This is a genomic window from Dyadobacter sp. HNCC25DJ187 (assembly GCF_056895255.1).
In genome coordinates, this window is the sequence record NZ_JBXHAT010000002.1 from 931,472 (window position 1) to 953,267 (window position 21,796).

Sequence of the window (21,796 nt, forward strand, 5' to 3'; positions counted from 1 at the left end):
GGTGGTTGATGTATATCTCCTAGATCTTTTTTGTATATCTGATCCTGAATCTGATGATGGCCCATAATACCAGATACAGGATACCAATCAGCATACCAATTTCCAGTGCAAAAACCCAGGCAGTCCTATCCATTAAGCTTTCCAGCATGCTCTGAAAAATCAGTCTCGGCTCATGTATGATATCCCAGCTGTTCATTCTTCTCACACGCCCCAGGTACACACCGAAACCTGCCAGCGGCAGACTTAGAAAGAAGAAGATCGTGCTCATCTTGCGTGTAAAAACCTGACGCCATGCCTGGTGAATCCAGTAAAGGGAAACAAGACCATTAAAAAGACTCACTTCCGCATAAAAGAAAAGCATGATTGTGTCATGCCAGGTAAGATCTCTTTCATAATCCACAGTAAGATGTGCCAGGTCCGTAACCATATACGGCGCATTAGGGAAAAATGCCAACCAAAATAAACTGATAAGAATCAGTGTGAAAGGTATGTATCCGTAACGTTTGGTAAGATTATTCGCAATGAATGCTGCAATCAAAGGAATCCAACTCAGGAACAGATTCCAGTCCATCGAGAAGTCGACAGGAGAATCAAAATAAATTCGAATCAGGTGAAAAAAAACAGCGACCAGACTTAGCAGTACCAGAAGCAAAAGCGAAAACAATCCTTCCATAGAAACAATAGGTGGATTAGATACAGTAAACCTATAATTTCTTATCCATTCAATAAGTCGATCAATTACCATTCAGTCAAATTTTCATCACGTTATACCACCAGTCAGCAAATGAAAAGTAAAAAGATCATATAACCTGAATATCATAGCTATCGTCAAAATAAACATGGTAATCGTTATACTTTATTTTTATTTCTCTATCTGCTCTATAAGCTAACAAACACTTGATGGCAATAGTTATGCCTGAACCGGATTTTTCGGCCCCTTATTTTTAGGTCTACGTCTTTTATTATTGGCTGCCGGATCAGCATTTCCGTTATTTCTTGTACCGTCAGAACGTCTTTTTGTAGTCGAAGGACGGCCTCTTTTGGCATCAAATACAGGTGCATCACCTAATCCTAATTCTGCTGTTATGGAACGTTTTTCCAGTTCCTTTTCAAACAATCTTTCGATTTTCAATACATACTTTTGATCCTGCTCATTGATGAACGTAATCGCTATACCTTTGGACTCTGCCCGCGCGGTTCGCCCGATACGGTGCACATAATCTTCAGGATCTCTGGGCACATCATAGTTAACCACGTGGCTGAGATTATCAATATCAATACCTCTTGACAACACATCCGTTGCTACCAGAATCGGGAACTTCCTGTTTTTAAAATCCCTGAGCACAACCTCTCTTTCTGCCTGATCGGAATCCGAGGATATACCAAACGCGGCTACTTTCAGTTTTCTCAAAGCACGCACAATGGGATCGACGGTAGATTTCCGGGATGTAAACAAGACCATGCTGATATTTTCTACCCCGGTCAGCAGATGCGTAAGCAATGGCAACTTCTGATCGTCCTTGGCCATGTAAAACTGCTGGTCTATACGATCAGCTGGTCGTGACACTGCCAACCTTACTTCCTGCGGATCATGCAGAATGCGTTTTGCCAGATCTCCAATCTTCGAAGGCATGGTCGCTGAGAACATCAGCGTTTGTCTCTTGGCAGGCAAAAAGCTCATGATTTTTAAAATATCCTGCAGAAAACCCATATCCAGCATACGATCCGCTTCATCCAGTACCAGGTGTTTGATACCTTTAAAGTTGACGTAACCCAGCTGTAAATGCGCGATCAGCCTTCCGGGAGTAGCGATGATAATATCAGCGCCTTGTGTGAGTGCTTTCTTTTGCTGGTCCCACTCCGGACCTTTGTTGCCCCCATATACCGCTATACTGGTAGCTCCGACAAAATATCCCAGACCTTGGATCTGTTGATCAATCTGCACAGCCAGCTCACGTGTGGGGACTAATATAAGCGCAGCAGTATCTGAATTGGACTCATGCGCTACTTTATCAAGTATCGGAATAAGGTAAGCAGCTGTCTTTCCTGTTCCTGTCTGAGCGCATGCCAGAAGATCAGCTCCTGAAAGAATGTGTGGTATGGCTTGCTCCTGAATAGGAGTAGCCAGCTGGTAATTCATAGAGTCCACCGCGTTGAGAACGTCCTGGTGGAGATCAAATTCGTTAAAATTCAAAGTTCAGCTTTTAAATAATTCATACAGAAATACTTCCGTAATGAACCGTTGATAATAATTATGAGCTGACTTTAAACTATCCCAGTCAGCAAACCGCTTGATTTCAGACAAATGTAAACAATATATCTTAAAAACGGAAGCCGGGATATACAATGCAAGGCCCAGGGCATGTCTTTGTAACGGGTGAAACAAATATGCTGTCGTCGGTGCATCTAGGCCAATTCTGCAAGCTCCTGTGCTTCTTCCGGCGTATACAATCGTGATTTGGTCACAAAGCGAATACCCAAAGGAATTTCAAGTGAGAAGCTTGAACCACGGCCCGGCGTGACATCTATAGTAAGCTGTGTATGCTTCCAATATTCAAACTGATCACGGCTCATGAAAAAATCACAGCCGGCAATCTGGCCTAGCAGCACATCACTATCGCCGGTCCTGAATTCACCTTTTTCAAAACACATGGGCTGCGACCCGTCGCAACAGCCTCCGCTCTGGTGAAACATCAATTCGCCATTTCTTTCCCTGAGCTGATTGACAATAGCTTCAGCTTCAGGAGTTATCAGTACCCTGGGAGTCATAATTTGCTGGTTTTGACAGAAGAAATCAAGCTATGGGAAGACGACCAATCCCCTTACCTTTAGACGGAAACTAAGTTTCTGTATCAGGCTACCGCTTTGGTTGCGTATGCCTTTTTTTACAGGTAAGGGGCTTTCATTGGCCGCAAATCATTCTCCTAAATTATCAAAAGAATCCGAGTTTATTCTTATCGTACGAAATAAGCATGTTTTTTGTCTGGCGGTAATAGCCCAGCATCATTTTATGATTCTCTCGACCGAACCCGGATTTTTTATATCCGCCAAATGGCGCATGTGCCGGATAGGCATGGTAATTATTCACCCACACACGCCCTGCCTGAATCGCTCTTGGCACTTGATAAATCTCGTGTGCATCACGCGTCCAAACACCCGCTCCCAGCCCATAAAGCGTATCATTGGCAATACTGATGGCTTCTTCGGTGGTTTTAAAAGTGGTCACACATACGACGGGTCCGAAGATTTCTTCCTGAAAAATCCTCATCTTATTATGCCCTTTAAAAATGGTAGGCTGGATGTAGTATCCTCCTGAAATACCATTTTCAAATTTATGTGCGTCTCCGCCTGCCAGCACTTCTGCACCTTCTTCTTTTCCGATTTTCAGATACGAAAGAATTTTTTCGTACTGGTCATTCGATGCCTGCGCCCCCATCATGGTAGTGCCGTCTAGCGGATGTCCCATTTTAATGGCCTTTGTACGCTCAATGACACGGCTGATAAATTTGTCATAAATGCTTTCATGGACTAATATTCTTGATGGACAGGTACATACTTCACCCTGATTCAGGGCAAACAATACCGCTCCTTCTATCGCCTTATCAAAATAAGCATCGTCTTCATCGGCGACAGACGGAAAGAATATATTCGGCGATTTACCGCCCAGTTCCATCGTAACCGGGATCAGGTTTTCAGAAGCATACTGCATAATGAGTCGTCCGGTGGTAGTTTCCCCGGTAAATGCCACCTTGGCCACTCTCGGAGAGGAAGCCAGCGGTTTTCCTGCTTCCACACCAAACCCTGAAACCACATTCAGCACACCTGGCGGCAGTATATCCCCGATTAATTCCATTAAAACCATAATCGAAGTCGGCGTTTGCTCCGCCGGTTTGACCACCACGCAACATCCGGCTGCCAACGCAGGAGCAATTTTCCATGTTGCCATCAAAAGTGGAAAGTTCCAGGGAATAATTTGCGCAACAACGCCGAGAGGTTCATGTATATTAATACAAACGGTATTTTCATCATGCTCAGAAACACTGCCTTCTTCTGCCCTTATCACACCTGCAAAATACCGGAAGTGGTCTACACACAGTGGTAAATCGGCTGCCCGCGTCTCGCGGATTGCCTTTCCGTTATCTATTGTCTCGACTATCGCCAGGTACTCCAGATTATCCTCTATGACCTGCGCAATTTTCAGCAGCAGGTTACTTCTTGAAGTGGCTGATGATTTGCTCCAGGCGGGAAAGGCTGCATGCGCGGCATCAAGTGCTGCCTCTATATCTTCTTTTGTAGAACGGGCTGCCTGCGTGAATACCTGCCCGTCGATCGGGGAAATATTATCAAAATATTCACCTTTTACAGGTGCTACAAACTGCCCATTGATATAGTTACCATAACGTTCTTTGAAATCGGGACGTTTGGCCAGGTTGTCATTCACATGTATTGCTGATTTTGGGTCTTCGGTGATCGTATCCATAATTAAAAAAGTATTTTTAAATGAATTATTAATACAAATCTATCCGTATCACGCGTTATTGAATGGCACAATCGTTCCAGATTGTAGCATAATTATCTCATTATTTAGGAAAATATTTACATTTATACATTTATACCCTAACTTCCCTGAACTGAACGAATCATGCTCTGAAAGCCAATTGTTTACAGAGATAATAAAACGAAAAACTTTAACCCGGCACTTTCATGTCAACAGGATATAAGCTGAACCAGATTGCTATCTCGGAGGAGAAATCGATGAAAACGCTGGTGGAGAACCGAAGGGCATTCACTTTGGAAAACTGCGAGCTCAATGTCTTCGAAACCCTGCAGGCTTCCGCCCTGGTACCACTTACCTTTTCAGATTTTGTGGTGACAAGTATGCTCAGAGGCAAAAAGGTGATGCATTTGTTTGACAAGCCCGGCTTCGACTACCTGCCCGGTGAGACAGTGCTGGTGCCGGCGAATGTGACCATGAAGATCGATTTCCCGGAAGCATCAGAAAACAATCCTACACAATGTATTGCACTTGCGCTGGACCATGTCAAGATTCAATCCATCGTAGACCGGCTCAATGAGCAGTACCCATTGTCTGGAAAAGACCAGCACTGGGCACTAAGCCACAACGAATACCATTTTTTGAACAATGTAGATATGGCCCAAAGCCTGAACAAACTGATCAGGATCTGCTCGGGCAATTCTTTGGGTAAAGATATTCTGGCCGACCTGACGCTTCAGGAACTGGTGGTACATATTATACAAACCCAAAACCTGTCACTGGCCAGTGATCCGAATGCCGGTCAGGACAATCCGCTGTCTTACGTGATCAGCTATATCAGAACCAACATCAGCGAGAAAATACAGGTGGACGACCTGAGTGAAAAAGCGTGCATGAGCCGCACTTCTTTTTACCGTGCTTTTAAAAGAGAGTTCAACCTGAGCCCGCTGGATTTTATTCTGAAGGAGAAAATCAAAAAAGCGAAACAACTGCTCAGCGAGTCTAAATCCAGTATTTCTGACGTCTGCTATCAGCTCGGTTTTTCAGATCTGAATTATTTCGGAAGGCAATTTAAAAAACTGGAAGGCATATCTCCATCCCAGTACCGCGCAATGAGCGCCTCTGCACACTAATTGTAAAAACTTCTTAAATCTCGCCCCGTTTCAGCCTGTTGATCATCATGATGGCCCTATCTACGCGCACCTGTACAGATTTGGCAGAAGCGATATAGTGTATGATGCCGCGCTGTTTGCTGGGTAGGATTTCATGAAAAAGTGTATTCCCCTGCTCATCCTGGCTCAACAGTTCTCCGAGCTCCTCAGGCATATCCCTTCCGTATACGCTGTCATCTTTTTTTACAGCGGCTTTCACCTTTTGCCCCAATACCACCCGCGCCTGATTTCTGATCTGCGTGGCCACATTGATATAAAATCCGGCACCGGATATGGGACGAATCGCACATTGAAACTCAACTGTCCCGTTCAGCACGCAGCGAACACGTTCAGGTTTACGGCCCGTCACAAAAATGGCCGCCACTTCATCCGGAACCGTGATATAATAACTCCCGGCTTTTCCATCGAAGCGGTCTATTCTGGTTTCAAAGTTTACAAATTCTTCCAATGCCTGCTTTGCTATAACTGGTATTACTCAGTCAGAGGTCGTACCATAATGTCTTTATACAAAACTACGCTTTTAGGATCATGCGCCTGCAATGCGAACGTTCCGCTTCCAAGTATTTTTCCTTTGCCATTCACAGAGCGTTTGTCTGCGTCACTTTCTTCGTAATCCACTACCACCTTGTCGTTGATCATGATGGTGATGTGCTTGCCTTCCACTTTGATATACTCAGTATACCATTCATTGTCTTTCACGTAAGTTTCTTTCACATCCACTACGTCATACAAACTTCCGGTTCTTTTCCAGTCGGTGTGTGAGTTATTCACCTGCACCTCATAGCCTTGCGAAGGCCAGCCATCTTCCTGAAAAGTCGTATGTATAAAAATACCGGAATTCGAACCCGGGCGTGTCATTACTTTTGCCTTAAACTCAAAATTTTTGAACATGTGATTCTTCACAGGCCCCTCATAGAACAGATGCGCCCGGGGTCCGGCTACCTGTATTGCTCCATCAACGATCGAAAATGAAGAAGCGTTGACTCCTGCCTTCCAGCCATTCAGATCTTGACCGTTGAATAGGGAAACCCAACCATCCTGCGCGAGCACTTTGGCCGGAACCAAAAGAACTAACAATGCCAATATGCTTAAAACAGATACTAATCGTCTCATAGTAAAACAGATTCAGGTTATCAAAAAGCGGACAACATTTTAGTGTATAAACCTGATAACAGCTAAAAACTACTTATTTCTCAAAGCATTCAAACTGTTAAGCATGCATTGGTGTTATGCATCAGCCTGCGCGTTTTCATATATTTGCCGGCAGAAACCATACCCATGCAAAATCCTTATATTTCGCTGTTAGCCACTGCCTGGCGCTATGCACGCAGCCAACGCAAACAATATTTACTGGTGTACGGTATGTTCATTCTGGCTAATATTGTGCTGGCTATGCATCCGCTCTTGCTGGGCTGGTTTATTCAGTCCATTCAGAGTGAGCCAGGTAACATTCCCGATAATGTGCTTCTTTTTGCGGCAGGATATATGGGTCTGACGCTTGGAGAATGGGTCTTCCACGGACCAGCCCGAATAATGGAAAGAAAACTGGCTTTTGATCTGAGCAGAAATTTTCTGGATGAAATGTATCATCAGGCACTGCATCTGCCTACCAAATGGCATCAGGACCATCACAGCGGTTCCACGATCAACCGCATCAGAAAAGCATATGAGGCTTTACGGGACTTCTTTCAGAATGGCTTCATGTTTCTGCATGCCTTTGCCAAGTTTCTGTTTTCTTTTGTGGCTATCGTCTGGTTCTCTCCGCTTTATGGCAGTATCGGGATTCTGATCGGGATCGTTACGATGAGAATCATATTTCTTTTTGATAAACCTTTTATCAAAGCACTCGACGAGACCAATGAAAGAGAGCATGTGGTATCTTCAACCCTGTTTGACAGTCTTTCCAATATCATCACCGTCATCACACTGCGACTGGAAAAGCGCATGAAAGCCGGACTGCTTCAAAAAGTGGCAGAAGTCTTCCCGCCATTTCGCAAGACCGTGGTGATCAATGAATGGAAGTGGTTTGTTGCCAGTATTTTTATCGCCATCATTTACATTGTGGTCACACTGGGATATGTATATCAAAACTATACACCCGGCCAGGTTTTTCTTGTAGGCGGGCTGGTTACATTATTAGGTTATGTCAATCAGTTCACCAGTGTGTTTCAGGATGTAGCCTGGCAGTATACGGAGATCATACGCTATAACACCGAAGTACAAACCGCGCGCAGTATAAGTCAGGCTTATGCGCACCAGCATATACCGGAAGCCACCATTCCGCTTCCTGCTGACTGGAAGCAGATTCAGATCAGTAATCTGAGTTTTTCTCATGGCGATACTTATTCTGATCAGAAACTGTCTCACAGTCTTCATGATTTGCAAATCAGGATCAGACGGGGCGAAAAACTGGCATTAATCGGCGAGAGTGGAAGTGGTAAAAGCACACTTTTATCAGTACTTCGCGGACTGTATCAGCCGGAAGATACAGTGAGGGTGGAAGTTGACAATCAGCTTAGTGCTTCCATGGGTACCTTGGCCGATACGGTTACTTTATTCCCTCAGGATCCTGAGATTTTTGAAAATACAATTGAATATAACATCACGCTGGGACTTCCTTTCTCAAAAGAAGAAATCATGGAAGTATGCAAGGCTGCACATTTTGCAGATGTACTCGACAAACTTCCCAACCATCTGGATTCCAATATTCAGGAAAGAGGGGTTAATCTTTCAGGCGGACAAAAGCAGCGGCTGGCACTGGCAAGGGGAATTCTGGCTGCCCGATTAAGTGACATAGTGCTTCTTGACGAACCTACAAGCAGCGTAGATCCTAAAACGGAATCGCTGATCTATGACCGCATGTTTGCTCAGTTTCAAAACAAGGCAGTCATATCTACTTTGCACCGTTTACACCTTTTAACCAAATTTGACTATGTGTATGTACTCAAAGATGGCAGGATCGTAGATGAAGGTACTTTTGCTTATCTTAAAGAACAAAGTCCGGTGTTCAGAGATTTATGGAAACATCAGGAAAACCTGCATGCATAAAAATCATCAGCAAAACCTGGCTTAACTAATGAGATAGCAAAACAGACGGAAGCATTTACATGATAAAAAAATCATCTAGTTTTTTCTTAACCTTGATTCTTCCAGATCCAGATTGTGCTCCATATTTCTGATAATGCTGTCGTCATACTTTTTGTCAAGCGCCATTCTGAAAAGTCCTTCCCTTCTATGCTCGACCAATTCGAGCATGATTTCCCGATAAAGCTGGCGTACTGATCCCAGTGCTGCTTTGTTATCTTCAACAGCCGCTTTTTCGGTGGCTCTTATGCTTCTCAGTAACTGCTCCTTAATCCGCGAAATGGTTTCATATTGTGACATTTCTTTGGAATAATGACGATCCATGTATACTACGGACTCTTTGGCAAGTTGTAAACGGATGGCTTCAATCTGCTCCTCCGCGGGTTCAAACTCATCGACTTCCTCCACTTTCAGAAAACGCAGGAACAGCGGTAAAGTTAATCCCTGAAAAACCAGTGTGATTAAAATGACAACAAAAGTGATAAACAGAATCAGATTTCTGTGCGGAAAAGCTTCGCCGTTGTCCAATGTGAGCGGTATAGCCAGTGCAGAAGCCAGCGATACGACACCTCTCATACCTGCCCATCCGATAATGAATGGCAACTTGAGCCCCGAACTCTTTTCCCGCCGGCGGATACCGGGAAATAACCGCGGTATGTAGGCAGACAGATATACCATAATGACCCGTACCACGATCACAATCACGCTGATCATCAGCGCATACTCTATCGCCTCTTGTCTTGAATAATCACCCAGGCCTTTTACGATAATGGGCAGTTCCAAGCCTATCAGTATAAACACAAAACCATTCAGCAGGAAACCAACCGTTTCCCAAACTTCTTTGGTTTGTATTCTGGTGTGATAATTCAGGTAATCTTTGGAACGAAAGGATAAAAACAGCCCGCCACTGACCACTGCCAATACACCTGACCAGTGAAACGCTTCCGCTACCAGATACATCAGATAGGGAGCAATCAGTGTAATAGGTGTTGTAATACTTGACGATTTTGCCAGGAATCTGAGGATAAAATATAGAATATGTCCGATGGCCACTCCGACCAAAACACCCATAAAAGACAGAACAACGAAATCAGAAGCGGCTTTTTGCAGTACGAACTGACCGGTAAGAATGGCAGCCAGTGCAAAACGAAAGACGGTCAGCGATGCAGCATCGTTGACAAGACTTTCACCTTCCAGAATGGTTGTGCCTCTTCTGGGCATATTCATTCCTTTCAAAACGGATGTGGCCGCCACTGCATCAGGAGGAGAAATAATACCACCCAGAAGAAATCCCAATGCAAGTGTAAAATCCGGTATCAGGTTCACTGAAAAATAGGCGATGGCCAGTGATGTAAAAAAGGTAAGTCCAAAACCCAAAGAGAGAATCGACCTTTTCCATTTCCAGAAACTGTTCCATGAAGTATACCAGGCGGCCTCAAAAAGCAATGGCGGTAAAAAGATCAGGAAAACAAGTTCCGGATTAATGTTAATATCCGGGACTGCAGGAATGAAAGAAATACCTAATCCTCCGATCACCAGTAATATCGGATAAGAAATTCTAAGTCTCTGACTAAGTAAATAAAGAAGCGCCATTGCAAAGAATAGCGCCAGGATCAAAAGCAAATTTTGATGAATCATAAAGGCATTATATCGTCTGCAATAAAATTAGAAAAATATTAAGACAATCAGACAGCCCGATTTCACCAAAACCTTGCTTTCGATACCATTCACGGTCTTTTTCAGCAAGATGAATCTCACGCATGCTGCTGAATTCTAATACAATATTAATAAAATCAACCAACCCCTCTGAGCAGTAAAAAATAATCTTACATCCTGTGAATCGAAACAATTTGCAATCTTTGTAGGCAGTCGCACACAGAGCAGACCAGATCAAATCACTGAAAAGCTTGAGCACGTTCCGATAATTACAGCAACATTTAAGGATCGGCAACAGCAGTGAATTAACAAACACATATGAAGATATTAGTTGTAGAAGATGACGTTCGTATCAGCAGTTTTTTACTGAAAGGATTATCAGAAGCGGGCTATCAGGTAGAACTGGCCGGTAACGGATATGAAGCACGTGACAAAATCCTTGGCCAAACCTGGGACTTGTTTATTCTGGATGTTATGCTACCGGATATGGACGGTTTGCAACTCGCACAATTAATTCGTTACAAAAAGCTCGATACACCCATGCTGATGCTAAGTGCTTTGGGTGAGTCTGAAGACAAAATTAAAGCACTGGATCTGGGAGCGGATGATTACCTTGTCAAACCCATTCATTTTCCTGAGCTGCTCTCCCGTATCAATGCGCTGCGCCGCAGATACGAACTACATTATTCCAGAGATCAGATTCTTAAATGCGCCGATCTGGAAGTGAATATGGAATCGAGCCTGGTTGAGCGTGCCGGACGCCCTATTCAATTGTCGGCTAAGGAATTTAAATTATTAGTATTTTTCCTTGAAAACAAAAACAAGATCATTACCCGTACCCAGATTCTGAGCAGCGTATGGAACACGAATATGGACACATATACCAACGTTGTTGATGTTTACATTTCCTACCTGAGAAATAAAGTCGACAATGATTTTGATCAGAAACTCATCCGGACTTTGAAAGGTCGTGGCTATATGATCTCAGATAATCCATGAAAATTCAGCACAAACTGACACTGAACTCCTCATTGGTTTTCGGGTTGGTATTTACGATATCTTCGATTCTGATCTATCTCAATTTTGTCAAATCAGCTGAGAATGTATTTTTCGCTGAATTATCCAGAACTGCTTCGTTAACAGCTCTGTTTTATCTGGAAGAAGATGAACTGAGCACGAACGAATACCGTAAAATCGAAAAGAAATTTCTGACTGCTACTGCCAATCAGGAAATACGACTTTATGACAAACAAGGTAAAATTCATTACGGAGAAGCCGACCCAGACAGCAACATTACACTTAAAATACTAAAAACGATCAGGGCTAAAAGTCAATACAGTTTCAAGGTTGACGATTCGTTTTACTACGCGATCTATTACCGCGATAATCAGGGATCTTTCAGCGTGATCATTAAAGCGAATAATCCTGCACTCAAAGCTCAGAAAGCCGAATTTGTTAAAATATTATTAATAGCATTACTTATTGGAATGGTGGTGATTGTAGCGTTAAGCTACTCGCTTTCCAAAATAGCTTACTCTCCCGTCAGAGAAATTATTGATCAGGTAAAAAAGATAGATATGACCGGGCAACGTCATAAACTCTCCTATCCCGAGACCCGAGATGAGCTCGAAGACCTGTTCAAAGAATTCAATGCGATGCTCGAAAAAGTGTATCAGAATGTGCAGATACAGAAAAACTTCATCAGTCACGCATCCCACGAATTGAAAAGTCCACTGGCATCTATCGTCGGAAATCTGGAAGTTTTATTGCAAAAAGAGAGGCCGGTTATTGAATACCAGCAAGTGAGCAGCAGTGTGCTATCCGATGCAGGCAGGCTGGAAAATATTCTTCAGAACCTGCTTGTACTGTCCGGCCTGGAACAGGATAAAAAACAGTTACTTCAGCCTGAACGTATCGACGAGATTCTCTGGGAAGTACTTGACCGACTAGCGATCGATTACCCTGAAACGAAGGTAAATCTGCATTGGGAGCTATCCGATCAGGACACCGCGCTGCTTGATTTCGATTGTGTTAAAACACAGCTGTATATGGCTATTTATAACCTCACAGAAAATGCAGCCAAGTTCTCTTCCTGCAAACCAGTTAACGTTACCCTTGATAAAATTGCGAACAGGATTCGCCTGATTATCAAAGATGAAGGGATTGGTATTTCGTCCGAGGATCTTATACATATTTTCGAACCTTTTTACAGGGGCAACAATGTGGCTGGCGTGCACGGAAACGGACTTGGAATGGCTATTGCACATAAAATCCTGACCAACCATGGCATTCAGATCGCTATACATTCACAGAAAGAGATAGGAACTGAGATTTCCCTGCTATTCTGAATCTAGGCTCTTATGTTTTTTTAATGTATTCGTGAGTTTATTATAATTTACCTCGAAGAATCCTCTAATGTACCGGTTCTAATTTTGTAATCACAACAAAAACAGAACCTGGTGAAACAATATATTTCATTAGGCTTCTTTCTCCTCGTCAGTATTTGTTCCTCTATTGCCCAGCAAACGCAGGAAGATACCTTGCGACTTACCACGAAAGAAGCCGAAGCATTATTTTTAAACAACAACCTTGACCTGGTTGCTCAAAAACTCAGCATACGACAGTCTGAGGCGGCAATCATCCAGGCACGGCTATGGCCTAATCCGGAATTCAGCGTCTCAGAACTGAATCTTTGGGCTACCAAAGGGCAATTGTCATCTGGAGAATCACTCCCCCCTATTGCCGGCAACTTTGGTAAAAACAGACAAATCGCGGCCGAGCTGGAGCAATTGATCGAGACCGGTGGTAAGCGAAAAAAACGCGTTGCCCTGGAAAGCCTGTCTCGCGACATGGCGCTGGAATACTTCACAGAACTGATCAGAAATCTGAAGACAGATCTGCGCAACAACCTGACAGCACTTTCCTATCATCAGTCTTACGCTCAGACTCTCGATATACAAAACGACGCATTAAGAAAGCTGGTTGCCTCCTACGAAAGACAATATGCCGCGGGAGATCTCAAAAAGCCAGACTTATTCAGACTCAAGGCGCTTAAACTGGAATTAGGACAACAGATCATTGAGACTAAAAAAGAGATTACTGCGATTCAGAAAGAACTGATCGTCTTACTTCACATTCCTGCCAGCAGTTATATCATGGCCGACGCAACCCTACCAGTCCCTGCCCTGGAGAGATTACAGTCACTGTCTTTTGCGCAGCTCATAGAAACGGCTGTGAACCAACGCCCTGATGCAAAGATCAGTGAACTGGAGATGACATTTGCCAGACAAAATCATGAGCTGGAACTGGCCAACAGAAAGCCGGATTTGACTTTGGGTGCCAACTATGACCGTGGCGGTAACTTCCTTCGCAATTTTATTGGTTTCAGTGTGAGCATGCCTTTGCCCATTTTTAACCGCAACCAGGGCGCTATTCAGGAAAGTAAGATTGGCATTGAAAAATCACAGGTACTTGCGAATCAAAAGATCCGAAGTATTGAGAGCGAAGTGGGCGAAGCGTTCAGAAATCTGAAGACAGATTTAGGTGCTTACCAGGGAATTGAAGCGGGCTACGCAGAAGATCTGGATGAGGTATTCAACAACTATACGCGCTACTTTTCAGAGCGCCGCATCAATATGGTGGAATATCTCGATTTTTTTGATGCCTACCTGGCCAACAAACGTACCCTACTGAGCACGCAACGTCAACTGGCAGAAAGCTGGGAAAACCTGAACCGCGCAGTGGGAACCGACATATAAAAACTGCCACTATCATTCGAAAGCCAACACAAATGTTAAAACTAACACATTTTATTCCGGTGGCACTATTTGCCGCCGTTACCATAAGCTCCTGCTACAAAGCTGAAGAAAAGGAACAAGCCACACCGGCTGAAAAGAGAGCCATCAATCTGACCAAGATTGTCACTTATACTACAGTATCTGAGCCGATTACCCAATCGATCCGACTGAACGGGCAAATTGAATACAATCCCAATCAGGTAGTACGGTATGCCAGTCTTGTCAACGGACTGATCACCAAAACCAATTTTTCACTTGGAGACAAAGTCTCAAAAGGACAAGTTCTGGCTGAAATAAGAAGCAGTGAATTAACAGAACTGACTTCTCAGAAACGGACGCTGGCATCACGGCTGACTGTCGCCAAAAGAGCGCAGGCACTGGCAGAAGAGATGTTCAAAGACCGGATCGGTTCAGAAAAAGAGCTGATAGAAGCACAGAGTGAAGTTGATGTGATCGGTGCCGAAATCGATAAGATTGATTCAAATCTGTTACTCTACAATGCCAGCAGTGAAAACGGTGTATTCCAGATCAAAGCACCGGTAAGCGGTTATGTGGTAGAAAGCAATATCTCCACAGGTACGCAGATCAGCGGCAGCGATTCTGATCTGTTTACCATCTCGGATCTTTCTGATGTATGGATCACCACGAATGTATACGCGGTAGATCTGCCTTTTGTCAAAAAAGGAATGAAGGCAGTGATCAAATCAAAAGCCTACCCTGACGAAACCTTCGACGGAGTCATTTCAGAAATTTCTCAGGTTTTTGATCCGCAAGAGCGTGTACTGAAGGCACGTATCCGTATGCCGAATAAAGATCTCAAATTGAAGCCAGGACTTGCCATTGAAGCAGTAGTGAGAAAAGACGCAACCGGTGAAGCTATAGGCGTTCCTGCCAAAGCACTTATTTTTTATAACAATGAAAATTATCTGCTGATTCAAAAGGCGGATTTGTCACTGGAGGCACGCAAGGTCACCATCCATGCAAAGGACAACGACCGGGTGTTCATCAAAGACAGTATTGTAGCCGGCGAAAAAGTGGTGACAGACAATCAACTGCTACTTTTTTCCGAAATAATCGATTCGGGTAAATAATTCTAATCCCATGCAAAAATTAACACAGAGCATCGTTGCTTTTTCGCTAAAAAACACGATGCTGATATTCTTTATGACGGCCGTCCTGGCCGTGGTCGGGGTGGTGAGTTATATCCATACCCCTATTGAAGCATTTCCGGACGTAACCAATACCCGTGCCCGCATCATCACGCAGTGGCCTGGTCGTAGCGCGGAAGAGATTGAGAAGTTCATTACGCTGCCAGTGATGAAGGAAATGAATACGATTCCTAAAAAAAGCGAGGTTCGTTCCATTTCCCTATTCGGGTTGTCGGTGGTAACAGTTTTGTTTGAAGATAACGTGGAGGATTTTTATGCACAGCAATACGCATCCACCAGGCTTAGAAACATTGACTTACCAAAAGGCGCGGAGGCGGAGATAGAACCTCCGTATGGAGCGACCGGAGAGATTTTCCGATATGTTTTGCAAAGCAATAAACCGGTAAAAGAATTAACGGCGCTACAGGAATGGGTGATTGAACGTGAGTTGGTGGCGGTTCCCGGCGTGGCTACTGTTGCGAGCTTTGGAGGGGAGGAAAAGATCTATGAAGTAAGGGTAAATCCCGCACTTTTGGCACAATATAACCTTACACCCTTGGATGTATACGAAGCCGTTGAAAAGAGCAATATCAATGTTGGGGGTGATGTAATTCAGAAGGGTGACCAGGCGTATGTAGTGCGTGGTGTCGGACTGCTGGAAAGTACTCAGGATATTGAGAACATATTAATTAATGTAAAAGGCTCGACACCCGTTCATGTAAAGCAGGTGGCAGAGGTAAACATTACCGCTAAACCCCGCCTGGGCCAGGTTGGTCTGGATGAAAAAAATGATCTGGTAGAAGGTATAGTGGTGATGCTGCGTGGTGAAAATCCGAGCGATGTCATTGTCAGGCTTCGCAAAACAATCGATGACCTCAACACACGTATACTTCCAGCTGATGTAAAAATAGTACCGGTCATTGACCGGACAGAACTGGTAGACGCCACTGTCAATACAGTAACGCATAACCTGGCAGAGGGAATTGTACTCGTCTCGGTGATTGTGTTTGTTTTTCTATTCAACTGGCGCACTACCCTTACGGTTGCGCTGGTGATTCCGCTATCATTTCTGTTTGCCATAACGATGCTGCGTATTCAAGGGTTACCGGCTAACCTGATTTCCCTAGGAGCAATTGATTTTGGTTTGCTTTTGGAGGGGACCATGGTGATTGTGGAAAAGATATATGTAGATCTTGAAAAAAACTCCGTCAGACTTGGCGCTGAAAGGTTTAGTAAAATGTCCAAACTGGGTCTGATGAAGCGTAGCGTAAAAAACGTAGCTTCGCATATTTTCTTTGCCCAGATCATCCTGATTATTGCATTGCTACCCATATTCTCTTTCCAGAAAGTAGAGGGAAAAATGTTTGCACCTTTGGCATTTACGTTAGGTTACGCGTTGATTGGCTCGTTGATACTAAGTCTTACTTTTGTACCTGCCATGTGTAAGGTATTGCTGAAAGGAAAAATTAAGGAAGTCAATAACCCGATCGTTAATTTCTTTCGCAACAACATCTTCAAGTTATATCAGTGGAGTGATCGGCACAGAAAACTGGTCATGGTTTCCTTTGGTGTTTTGTTCGCAGTATGTATATTCAAATTTATGAACTACGGCACAGAGTTCATTCCCAAGCTTAATGAAGGTGCTATTTATGTCCGGGCAACACTGCCAAACAGTATCAATCTGGAACAATCCGTTCGCACAGGAAATGCGTTACGCGATACACTCAGGTCTTTTGAGGAGGTAAAATTTGTCATGAACCAAACCGGCCGGCCCAATGACGGAACCGATCCAACCGGTTTTTTCAACAATGAATTCCATATTCAGCTAAAGCCCGAAGGTGAATGGAAAAGACATATTACCAAGGAGGAACTACTCCGGGAAATGAAAGAAGTGCTGTCTTCTTATCCGGGTATTTCGCTTGGGTTCAGCCAGCCGATTCAGGATAACGTAGAAGAATACGTCGCAGGTGTAAAGAGTTCTTTGGTGGTAAAAATCTTTGGTGAAGATTTACAGGATATGGAAAACCTGGCCGATCAGGTGGCTGATAATCTGCAAAAAGTGCAGGGTATTGCTGACGTACTGGTGTACCGCAACATTGGTATTCCCGAACTTGCAATACAACTGGACGAAGCCAGGATGGCACGTCATGGTGTATCAATGGCCGATGCACAGGCCGTGATTGAAATGACCATCGGAGGTAAGGCGGCATCGGTTTTTTATGAAAACGACCGCATGTTTGACATCACAATACGTTATCAGAAAGAATACCGTGATACCGAGGAGGAGATTGGTAATATCCTCATTCCCTCACTCGACAACCATGAAGTTCCCTTAAAAGAAATCGCCAGAATCGGGACTAAAACCGGCCCGGCATTTATTTACCGTGAAGGTAGTAGCCGCTACATCGGTATTGGGTTCAGTATTGATGGCAGGGACTTAGGCAGTACCATTGCGGAAGCACAGAAAATGGTGAAAGAGAACGTCGAATTCCCCGAGACCAGCAAGGTAGTCTGGGCCGGTGAATTTGAAAGTAAGGAACGGGCAACAGCTCAGCTTACGGTCATTATTCCGGCGGCACTGATCATGATCATTTTCTTATTGTATGTCAATTTTGGAAACGCCAAAGATACTGCTATCTCACTGATCACCATCCCTTTTGCATTTATTGGAGGATTTCTGTCACTTTGGATTACCGGTACTATTTTTGGTATATCGGCAGGTATCGGCTTTATCATTCTGTTTGGGGTCTGTACCATAGACGGGATCATACTTGTACACGTCATGAAGGATAACCTGCTGAAAAAAATGCCATTGAAACAGGCTATATCAGATGGTATTTACGGCAGGATCCGCCCTGTTACCATGATTGCACTGATGGGTTCACTCGGACTGCTTCCTGCTGCATTATCAAACGGAATGGGCTCTGAAATCCAAAAGCCACTCGCTATTATGATTGTAGGTGGTTTGCTGATCTGTATGTTTCTGTCATTTACCGTACTACCACAAATATTCTACTGGGCCTATCGTAAGGTTGACAAAACTTCCTAAAATATTACATCAACAACTAAAACCAAAAGCCCGGCTACTTATAAAGTAGTAGCCGGGTTTTGTCATTTTTGCCCTATCCTATCGTATTGTTAATCCTTCCCTTTCAATCCTCTCAATGCATTTGCCGCCTCGATGGGATAATCGGATTCCAATATGCCTGCACCATCCGCGGCAATAGCCTGATATGCTTCCATACGTTGCTGAGCATCTTTTAATTTGTCATATGAAGAAGCCGCAGAAATCATACACATCGTTCCTCTGGCATTCAGCCATTGATATAACTCTTTATTCTCCGGCTTCACTGTCGGGCCGATATACGCGATCATTTGCGTGAAAGGAATATTTGCATTCACATATGCATCAAAGTCATTTTTGTTTTTGATAAAAGCTGAAAACATGCTTCCTTTATTTTCATTCAGGTAAAATCTTGCTTCCTGCGGACTATGGACAGTCAGCATTACAAATGCTTCTGCATGATGCTTTCGGATCAATGCTGCGGTCATGGCAAGCGGAACATCTTTGTGATCCAGATTCAGGATTGTTTTCCCTCTTGCCCATTCGATCACCTCCGACAGTGTCAGGATACTGTAGGGTGTGACGTTTCCTTCCGAATCCTTCAGGCGAATATCTGAAAGTTCTTTATAGGTATACTCTGAAAGTTTTCCTTGACCGGTTGTCGTACGCTCCAGCGTGGCATCATGCATCAGTACGATCACGCTATCTTTTGTCAGGCGTGGATCTATTTCAAAAAATGCCGGCGTATGGTTCAGTGTATTTTCGAATGTTGCGATAGAATTCTCGGGAAAACCCGGTACAATACCTCCTCTGTGACCGGATATAATGACAGGACGTTTACCGTCATATCTAAAGAATTGATGCAGATCAGACGCCTTATCCAACCGAACCACATGTGTTTGTGCCATGCAAGGCAATGAAAAACACCATATGAACAGTATCTTGGGAAACCAGTAGTTTTCTTTTTGATTCACGAGAAATTGTATATCATTATTGTATAATCAACACATTAACCCAAACTTACAATCCGGATAAATGATCTTACTTTGGAATGGTTAGTTAGCATTTCAAACTTACAAAAAACAACTATCTGTATACCTTTCCGCTTTATTACGATTAAATTAATAATAGCTCACCATATAGTATGCTAAAACTGTCATAGAACCGTTCTATTTTTGTAGTATCACTTTTTTAACAGATCTGCTACAGATCCCTCCCCTGACTCATGATAAATGAAAACTCAACCAAGCCGCAGGATCGTGATGGGTTACCTCCATTTGCCAAAAACTGGCGTCAACTATATATGCTACTGATCGGCACTCTGATTTTCCTGATCGTTTTCTTTTACCTTTTCATGATCAGATACCAGTAATGTGCTTATAAAAATTCACTTTTTAGACATCTTGTTGCGGTTTTTTACCGTTTTTTGAAGGAAATATTTTTTATACGGCTTCCGGAAAACTTGTAGCCGTTCATTTTCCTCTGAGCGCCTCTTGTAAACTGAATGTAGCCCAGATCGCAGGAGAAAAGATCCGGTAGCGATGGATCAGGTGATAGCAGCGTTTCTCCCCCACGGCGGTGACTTAATTCCAACTTGCCTTCCTTTAAGTCAATTTTATATTCAGATGCTAATTCCTCGCTGTAATAAGTTCCGATATACTCTGAGAAAGTCCTCAGGTCAGCAACCCATGGCGTAACTCTTTCAACGTTAAGATTTCTGTATCTGAACATGGTAATCTTTCCTGCTTTACTCCTCACAAACGTTAAAGGCGCTCCATAGGCTTCAATCCAGACTGTCGAATCCGACTTGGCTTCGGTTGGAAACTTTGATTCACCGGTCGCCTGCGTCATTAATTTCCCATCTTCATAGGTAATCGTTATCAGCTTTCCGGGCCTGAGCAAATAGGTTCCAACGTACTGTTTTACCAATAATGAGTCCAGAAAAATTGTTGGCGTATCCCGTATTGGATTCGCAGTTGGTAATGCGGTTTTCCATTCACTATTAAAAAAAAGATCTGCAATCTCAGATGCATACCGACCAGGGTCAAAGTCAGCCGAATTACTCAGAATAATAATGGACGTCGATTGTTCAGGATAATTTGAAATAATGCTCCTGTAGCCAGCCCAGCTACCGCTATGCGATATGTGTTTAAGACCTCGATCAGTACCGAGTGCAAGGCCATAGTTATAAGGAATGTTATCTTTGTTATTTAATACTCCCTCAGTGAGCATATTCAGATATACCGGGTTCTTCAGTTTAACCTGTCTGTCAAAATGAATCACCCACTTACTCAGATCTTCCACGGTTGAAAAAAGAGAACTGGAGCCATATGCTGTAAGAGCTCCAGGAATCTTTCCAAAGCTTTTGTCCATTGGTCCATAGGAATATGCAAGGTTTTTAATGACCACATTATAATCATCCTGAAATCCTGACGAACTCATCTGCAACGGCTTAAAAATGTTTTGATCAGTCCATGAGCTGAACGATACACCACTCACTTTTTCGACAATCGCTGCAAGCAGATTATATCCCGTATTGGAATAAGAGTACTTGCTACCAGGCACAAAATCCAGTTCCTTTTGTGCTTTTACCATTCGCATAATGTCATCAAAAGAAAAAACTTCATCCCAACGCCATCCTGCCAATACCAGTGCTTCCGGCCAATCTCTCAAACCACTCGAATGGTGTAGCAAATGATCAATAGTAATGGCCTTGCCAAAAAAAGGGACTTCGGGCAGATACTTGCGGATATCATCGCTGGCAGCAATCTTACCATCCTGAATCAACCTGGAAATTGCGTAACCTGTAAATTGCTTGGAAACTGATGCAATATCGAAGACTGTGGATGGCTTGATTTGCACCTCATATTCAAAATTGGCCATTCCAAAGCCTTTACTCAATAGCACTGTGTCATTTCTGATAATAGATACTGCACAGCCGGGGCGGTCCATCTTATTATACGTTTTAAAAATACTGTCAATTTTTTGAATAAGTGAATCCGGCTGACCGCTTGCATTAAAAGCTATCAACATACATGTAAAAAGAATCAGATAAGGACAGGATTTGATCAGCTGCATGCTATACGTTTATGGTAATTAACTGAGGTAAAAGTACCCGAACATCAGATTCCGGAATCGAGTTAAAGGTTGCATAGAGATTGCCCGACACGTCAAGTTTGCATTCTTCCAAGCCATAACTAAGTCGTACATGCTTCTGCGTATTGTTAAAATCCACTGAGAATTTTTACTGGGTAGTTATGTACAGATGGTGTTCATAGGCCTCAGCCTCTTTCCCATAAAGGTAAACTTTTATATACGCTCCGCCCGTTACGAACGTTCCATTTCAAGAAGGGTTATTTATATACGTAAGTGGCGGCACT

16 protein-coding genes are annotated in these 21,796 nt (G+C 43.4%); 7 read left to right on the top strand and 9 right to left on the bottom strand.

The window, feature by feature from the left end; all coding sequences use genetic code 11:
* Positions 1-19: 19 nt before the first annotated feature.
* The 4 genes from AC1XUE_RS14930 to AC1XUE_RS14945 all read right to left on the bottom strand — a co-directional run bounded on the left by AC1XUE_RS14930 (position 20) and on the right by AC1XUE_RS14945 (position 4,480).
* Entirely contained in the window at positions 20-673 is a 654-nt protein-coding gene (locus AC1XUE_RS14930) for a DUF1361 domain-containing protein (RefSeq protein WP_483356779.1), read from the bottom strand.
* 237 nt (positions 674-910) lie between these two features.
* Positions 911-2,194 (bottom strand): DEAD/DEAH box helicase, encoded by a 1,284-nt coding sequence (locus AC1XUE_RS14935; RefSeq protein WP_483356780.1) that lies wholly within the window; start codon positions 2,192-2,194, stop codon positions 911-913.
* Between the two features lie 212 nt (positions 2,195-2,406).
* The gene (locus AC1XUE_RS14940) at positions 2,407-2,769 is read right to left on the bottom strand and encodes a DUF779 domain-containing protein (protein ID WP_483356781.1); all 363 of its coding nucleotides are present in this window, start codon (positions 2,767-2,769) and stop codon (positions 2,407-2,409) included.
* Between the two features lie 163 nt (positions 2,770-2,932).
* Entirely contained in the window at positions 2,933-4,480 is a 1,548-nt protein-coding gene (locus AC1XUE_RS14945) for an aldehyde dehydrogenase family protein (protein ID WP_483356782.1), read from the bottom strand.
* Positions 4,481-4,704: 224 nt separating this feature from the next.
* On the opposite strand from AC1XUE_RS14945, the gene AC1XUE_RS14950 reads away from it, so the two are divergent.
* Positions 4,705-5,628: an AraC family transcriptional regulator gene (locus AC1XUE_RS14950; protein WP_483356783.1), complete on the top strand. Its 924-nt coding sequence runs from the start codon at positions 4,705-4,707 to the stop codon at positions 5,626-5,628.
* A 13-nt stretch (positions 5,629-5,641) separates the two neighbouring features.
* On the opposite strand, the gene AC1XUE_RS14955 is transcribed toward AC1XUE_RS14950, so the two are convergent.
* Positions 5,642-6,115 (bottom strand): DUF1905 domain-containing protein, encoded by a 474-nt coding sequence (locus AC1XUE_RS14955; protein WP_483356784.1) that lies wholly within the window; start codon positions 6,113-6,115, stop codon positions 5,642-5,644.
* A 23-nt stretch (positions 6,116-6,138) separates the two neighbouring features.
* The gene (locus tag AC1XUE_RS14960) at positions 6,139-6,780 is read right to left on the bottom strand and encodes a 3-keto-disaccharide hydrolase (RefSeq protein ID WP_483356785.1); all 642 of its coding nucleotides are present in this window, start codon (positions 6,778-6,780) and stop codon (positions 6,139-6,141) included.
* Between the two features lie 165 nt (positions 6,781-6,945).
* Between AC1XUE_RS14960 and AC1XUE_RS14965 the strand changes: the two genes are divergently transcribed.
* Positions 6,946-8,715 carry an ABC transporter ATP-binding protein gene (locus AC1XUE_RS14965; protein ID WP_483356786.1) on the top strand — a complete coding sequence of 590 codons (1,770 nt, stop codon included), beginning with the start codon at positions 6,946-6,948 and terminating at the stop codon, positions 8,713-8,715.
* Between the two features lie 75 nt (positions 8,716-8,790).
* Here AC1XUE_RS14965 and AC1XUE_RS14970 read toward each other — a convergent pair whose 3' ends face one another.
* Positions 8,791-10,389 carry a Na+/H+ antiporter gene (locus tag AC1XUE_RS14970; protein ID WP_483356787.1) on the bottom strand — a complete coding sequence of 533 codons (1,599 nt, stop codon included), beginning with the start codon at positions 10,387-10,389 and terminating at the stop codon, positions 8,791-8,793.
* A 336-nt stretch (positions 10,390-10,725) separates the two neighbouring features.
* Here AC1XUE_RS14970 and AC1XUE_RS14975 point away from each other — a divergent pair, with 336 nt between their 5' ends.
* From AC1XUE_RS14975 to AC1XUE_RS14995, 5 genes are all read left to right on the top strand, one after another.
* Entirely contained in the window at positions 10,726-11,406 is a 681-nt protein-coding gene (locus AC1XUE_RS14975; RefSeq protein ID WP_483356788.1) for a response regulator transcription factor, read from the top strand.
* Positions 11,403-12,755 carry a HAMP domain-containing sensor histidine kinase gene (locus AC1XUE_RS14980; RefSeq protein WP_483356789.1) on the top strand — a complete coding sequence of 451 codons (1,353 nt, stop codon included), beginning with the start codon at positions 11,403-11,405 and terminating at the stop codon, positions 12,753-12,755. The genes AC1XUE_RS14975 and AC1XUE_RS14980 overlap by 4 nt, the downstream gene beginning before the upstream one ends.
* Positions 12,756-12,866: 111 nt before the next feature.
* Positions 12,867-14,165, top strand: a complete 1,299-nt coding sequence (locus AC1XUE_RS14985; RefSeq protein WP_483356790.1) for a TolC family protein — start codon at positions 12,867-12,869, stop codon at positions 14,163-14,165.
* 32 nt (positions 14,166-14,197) lie between these two features.
* Positions 14,198-15,295 carry an efflux RND transporter periplasmic adaptor subunit gene (locus AC1XUE_RS14990; RefSeq protein WP_483356791.1) on the top strand — a complete coding sequence of 366 codons (1,098 nt, stop codon included), beginning with the start codon at positions 14,198-14,200 and terminating at the stop codon, positions 15,293-15,295.
* Positions 15,296-15,305: 10 nt separating this feature from the next.
* The gene (locus tag AC1XUE_RS14995) at positions 15,306-18,401 is read left to right on the top strand and encodes an efflux RND transporter permease subunit (RefSeq protein ID WP_483356792.1); all 3,096 of its coding nucleotides are present in this window, start codon (positions 15,306-15,308) and stop codon (positions 18,399-18,401) included.
* Between the two features lie 89 nt (positions 18,402-18,490).
* Here the strand turns inward: AC1XUE_RS14995 and AC1XUE_RS15000 are convergent, their stop codons facing one another.
* Complete coding sequence (locus AC1XUE_RS15000) at positions 18,491-19,324, bottom strand: glycerophosphodiester phosphodiesterase family protein (RefSeq protein ID WP_483356793.1); 834 nt, start codon at positions 19,322-19,324, stop codon at positions 18,491-18,493.
* 508 nt (positions 19,325-19,832) lie between these two features.
* Positions 19,833-21,494: a serine hydrolase gene (locus tag AC1XUE_RS15005; protein ID WP_483356794.1), complete on the bottom strand. Its 1,662-nt coding sequence runs from the start codon at positions 21,492-21,494 to the stop codon at positions 19,833-19,835.
* Between the last annotated feature and the right edge of the window lie 302 nt (positions 21,495-21,796).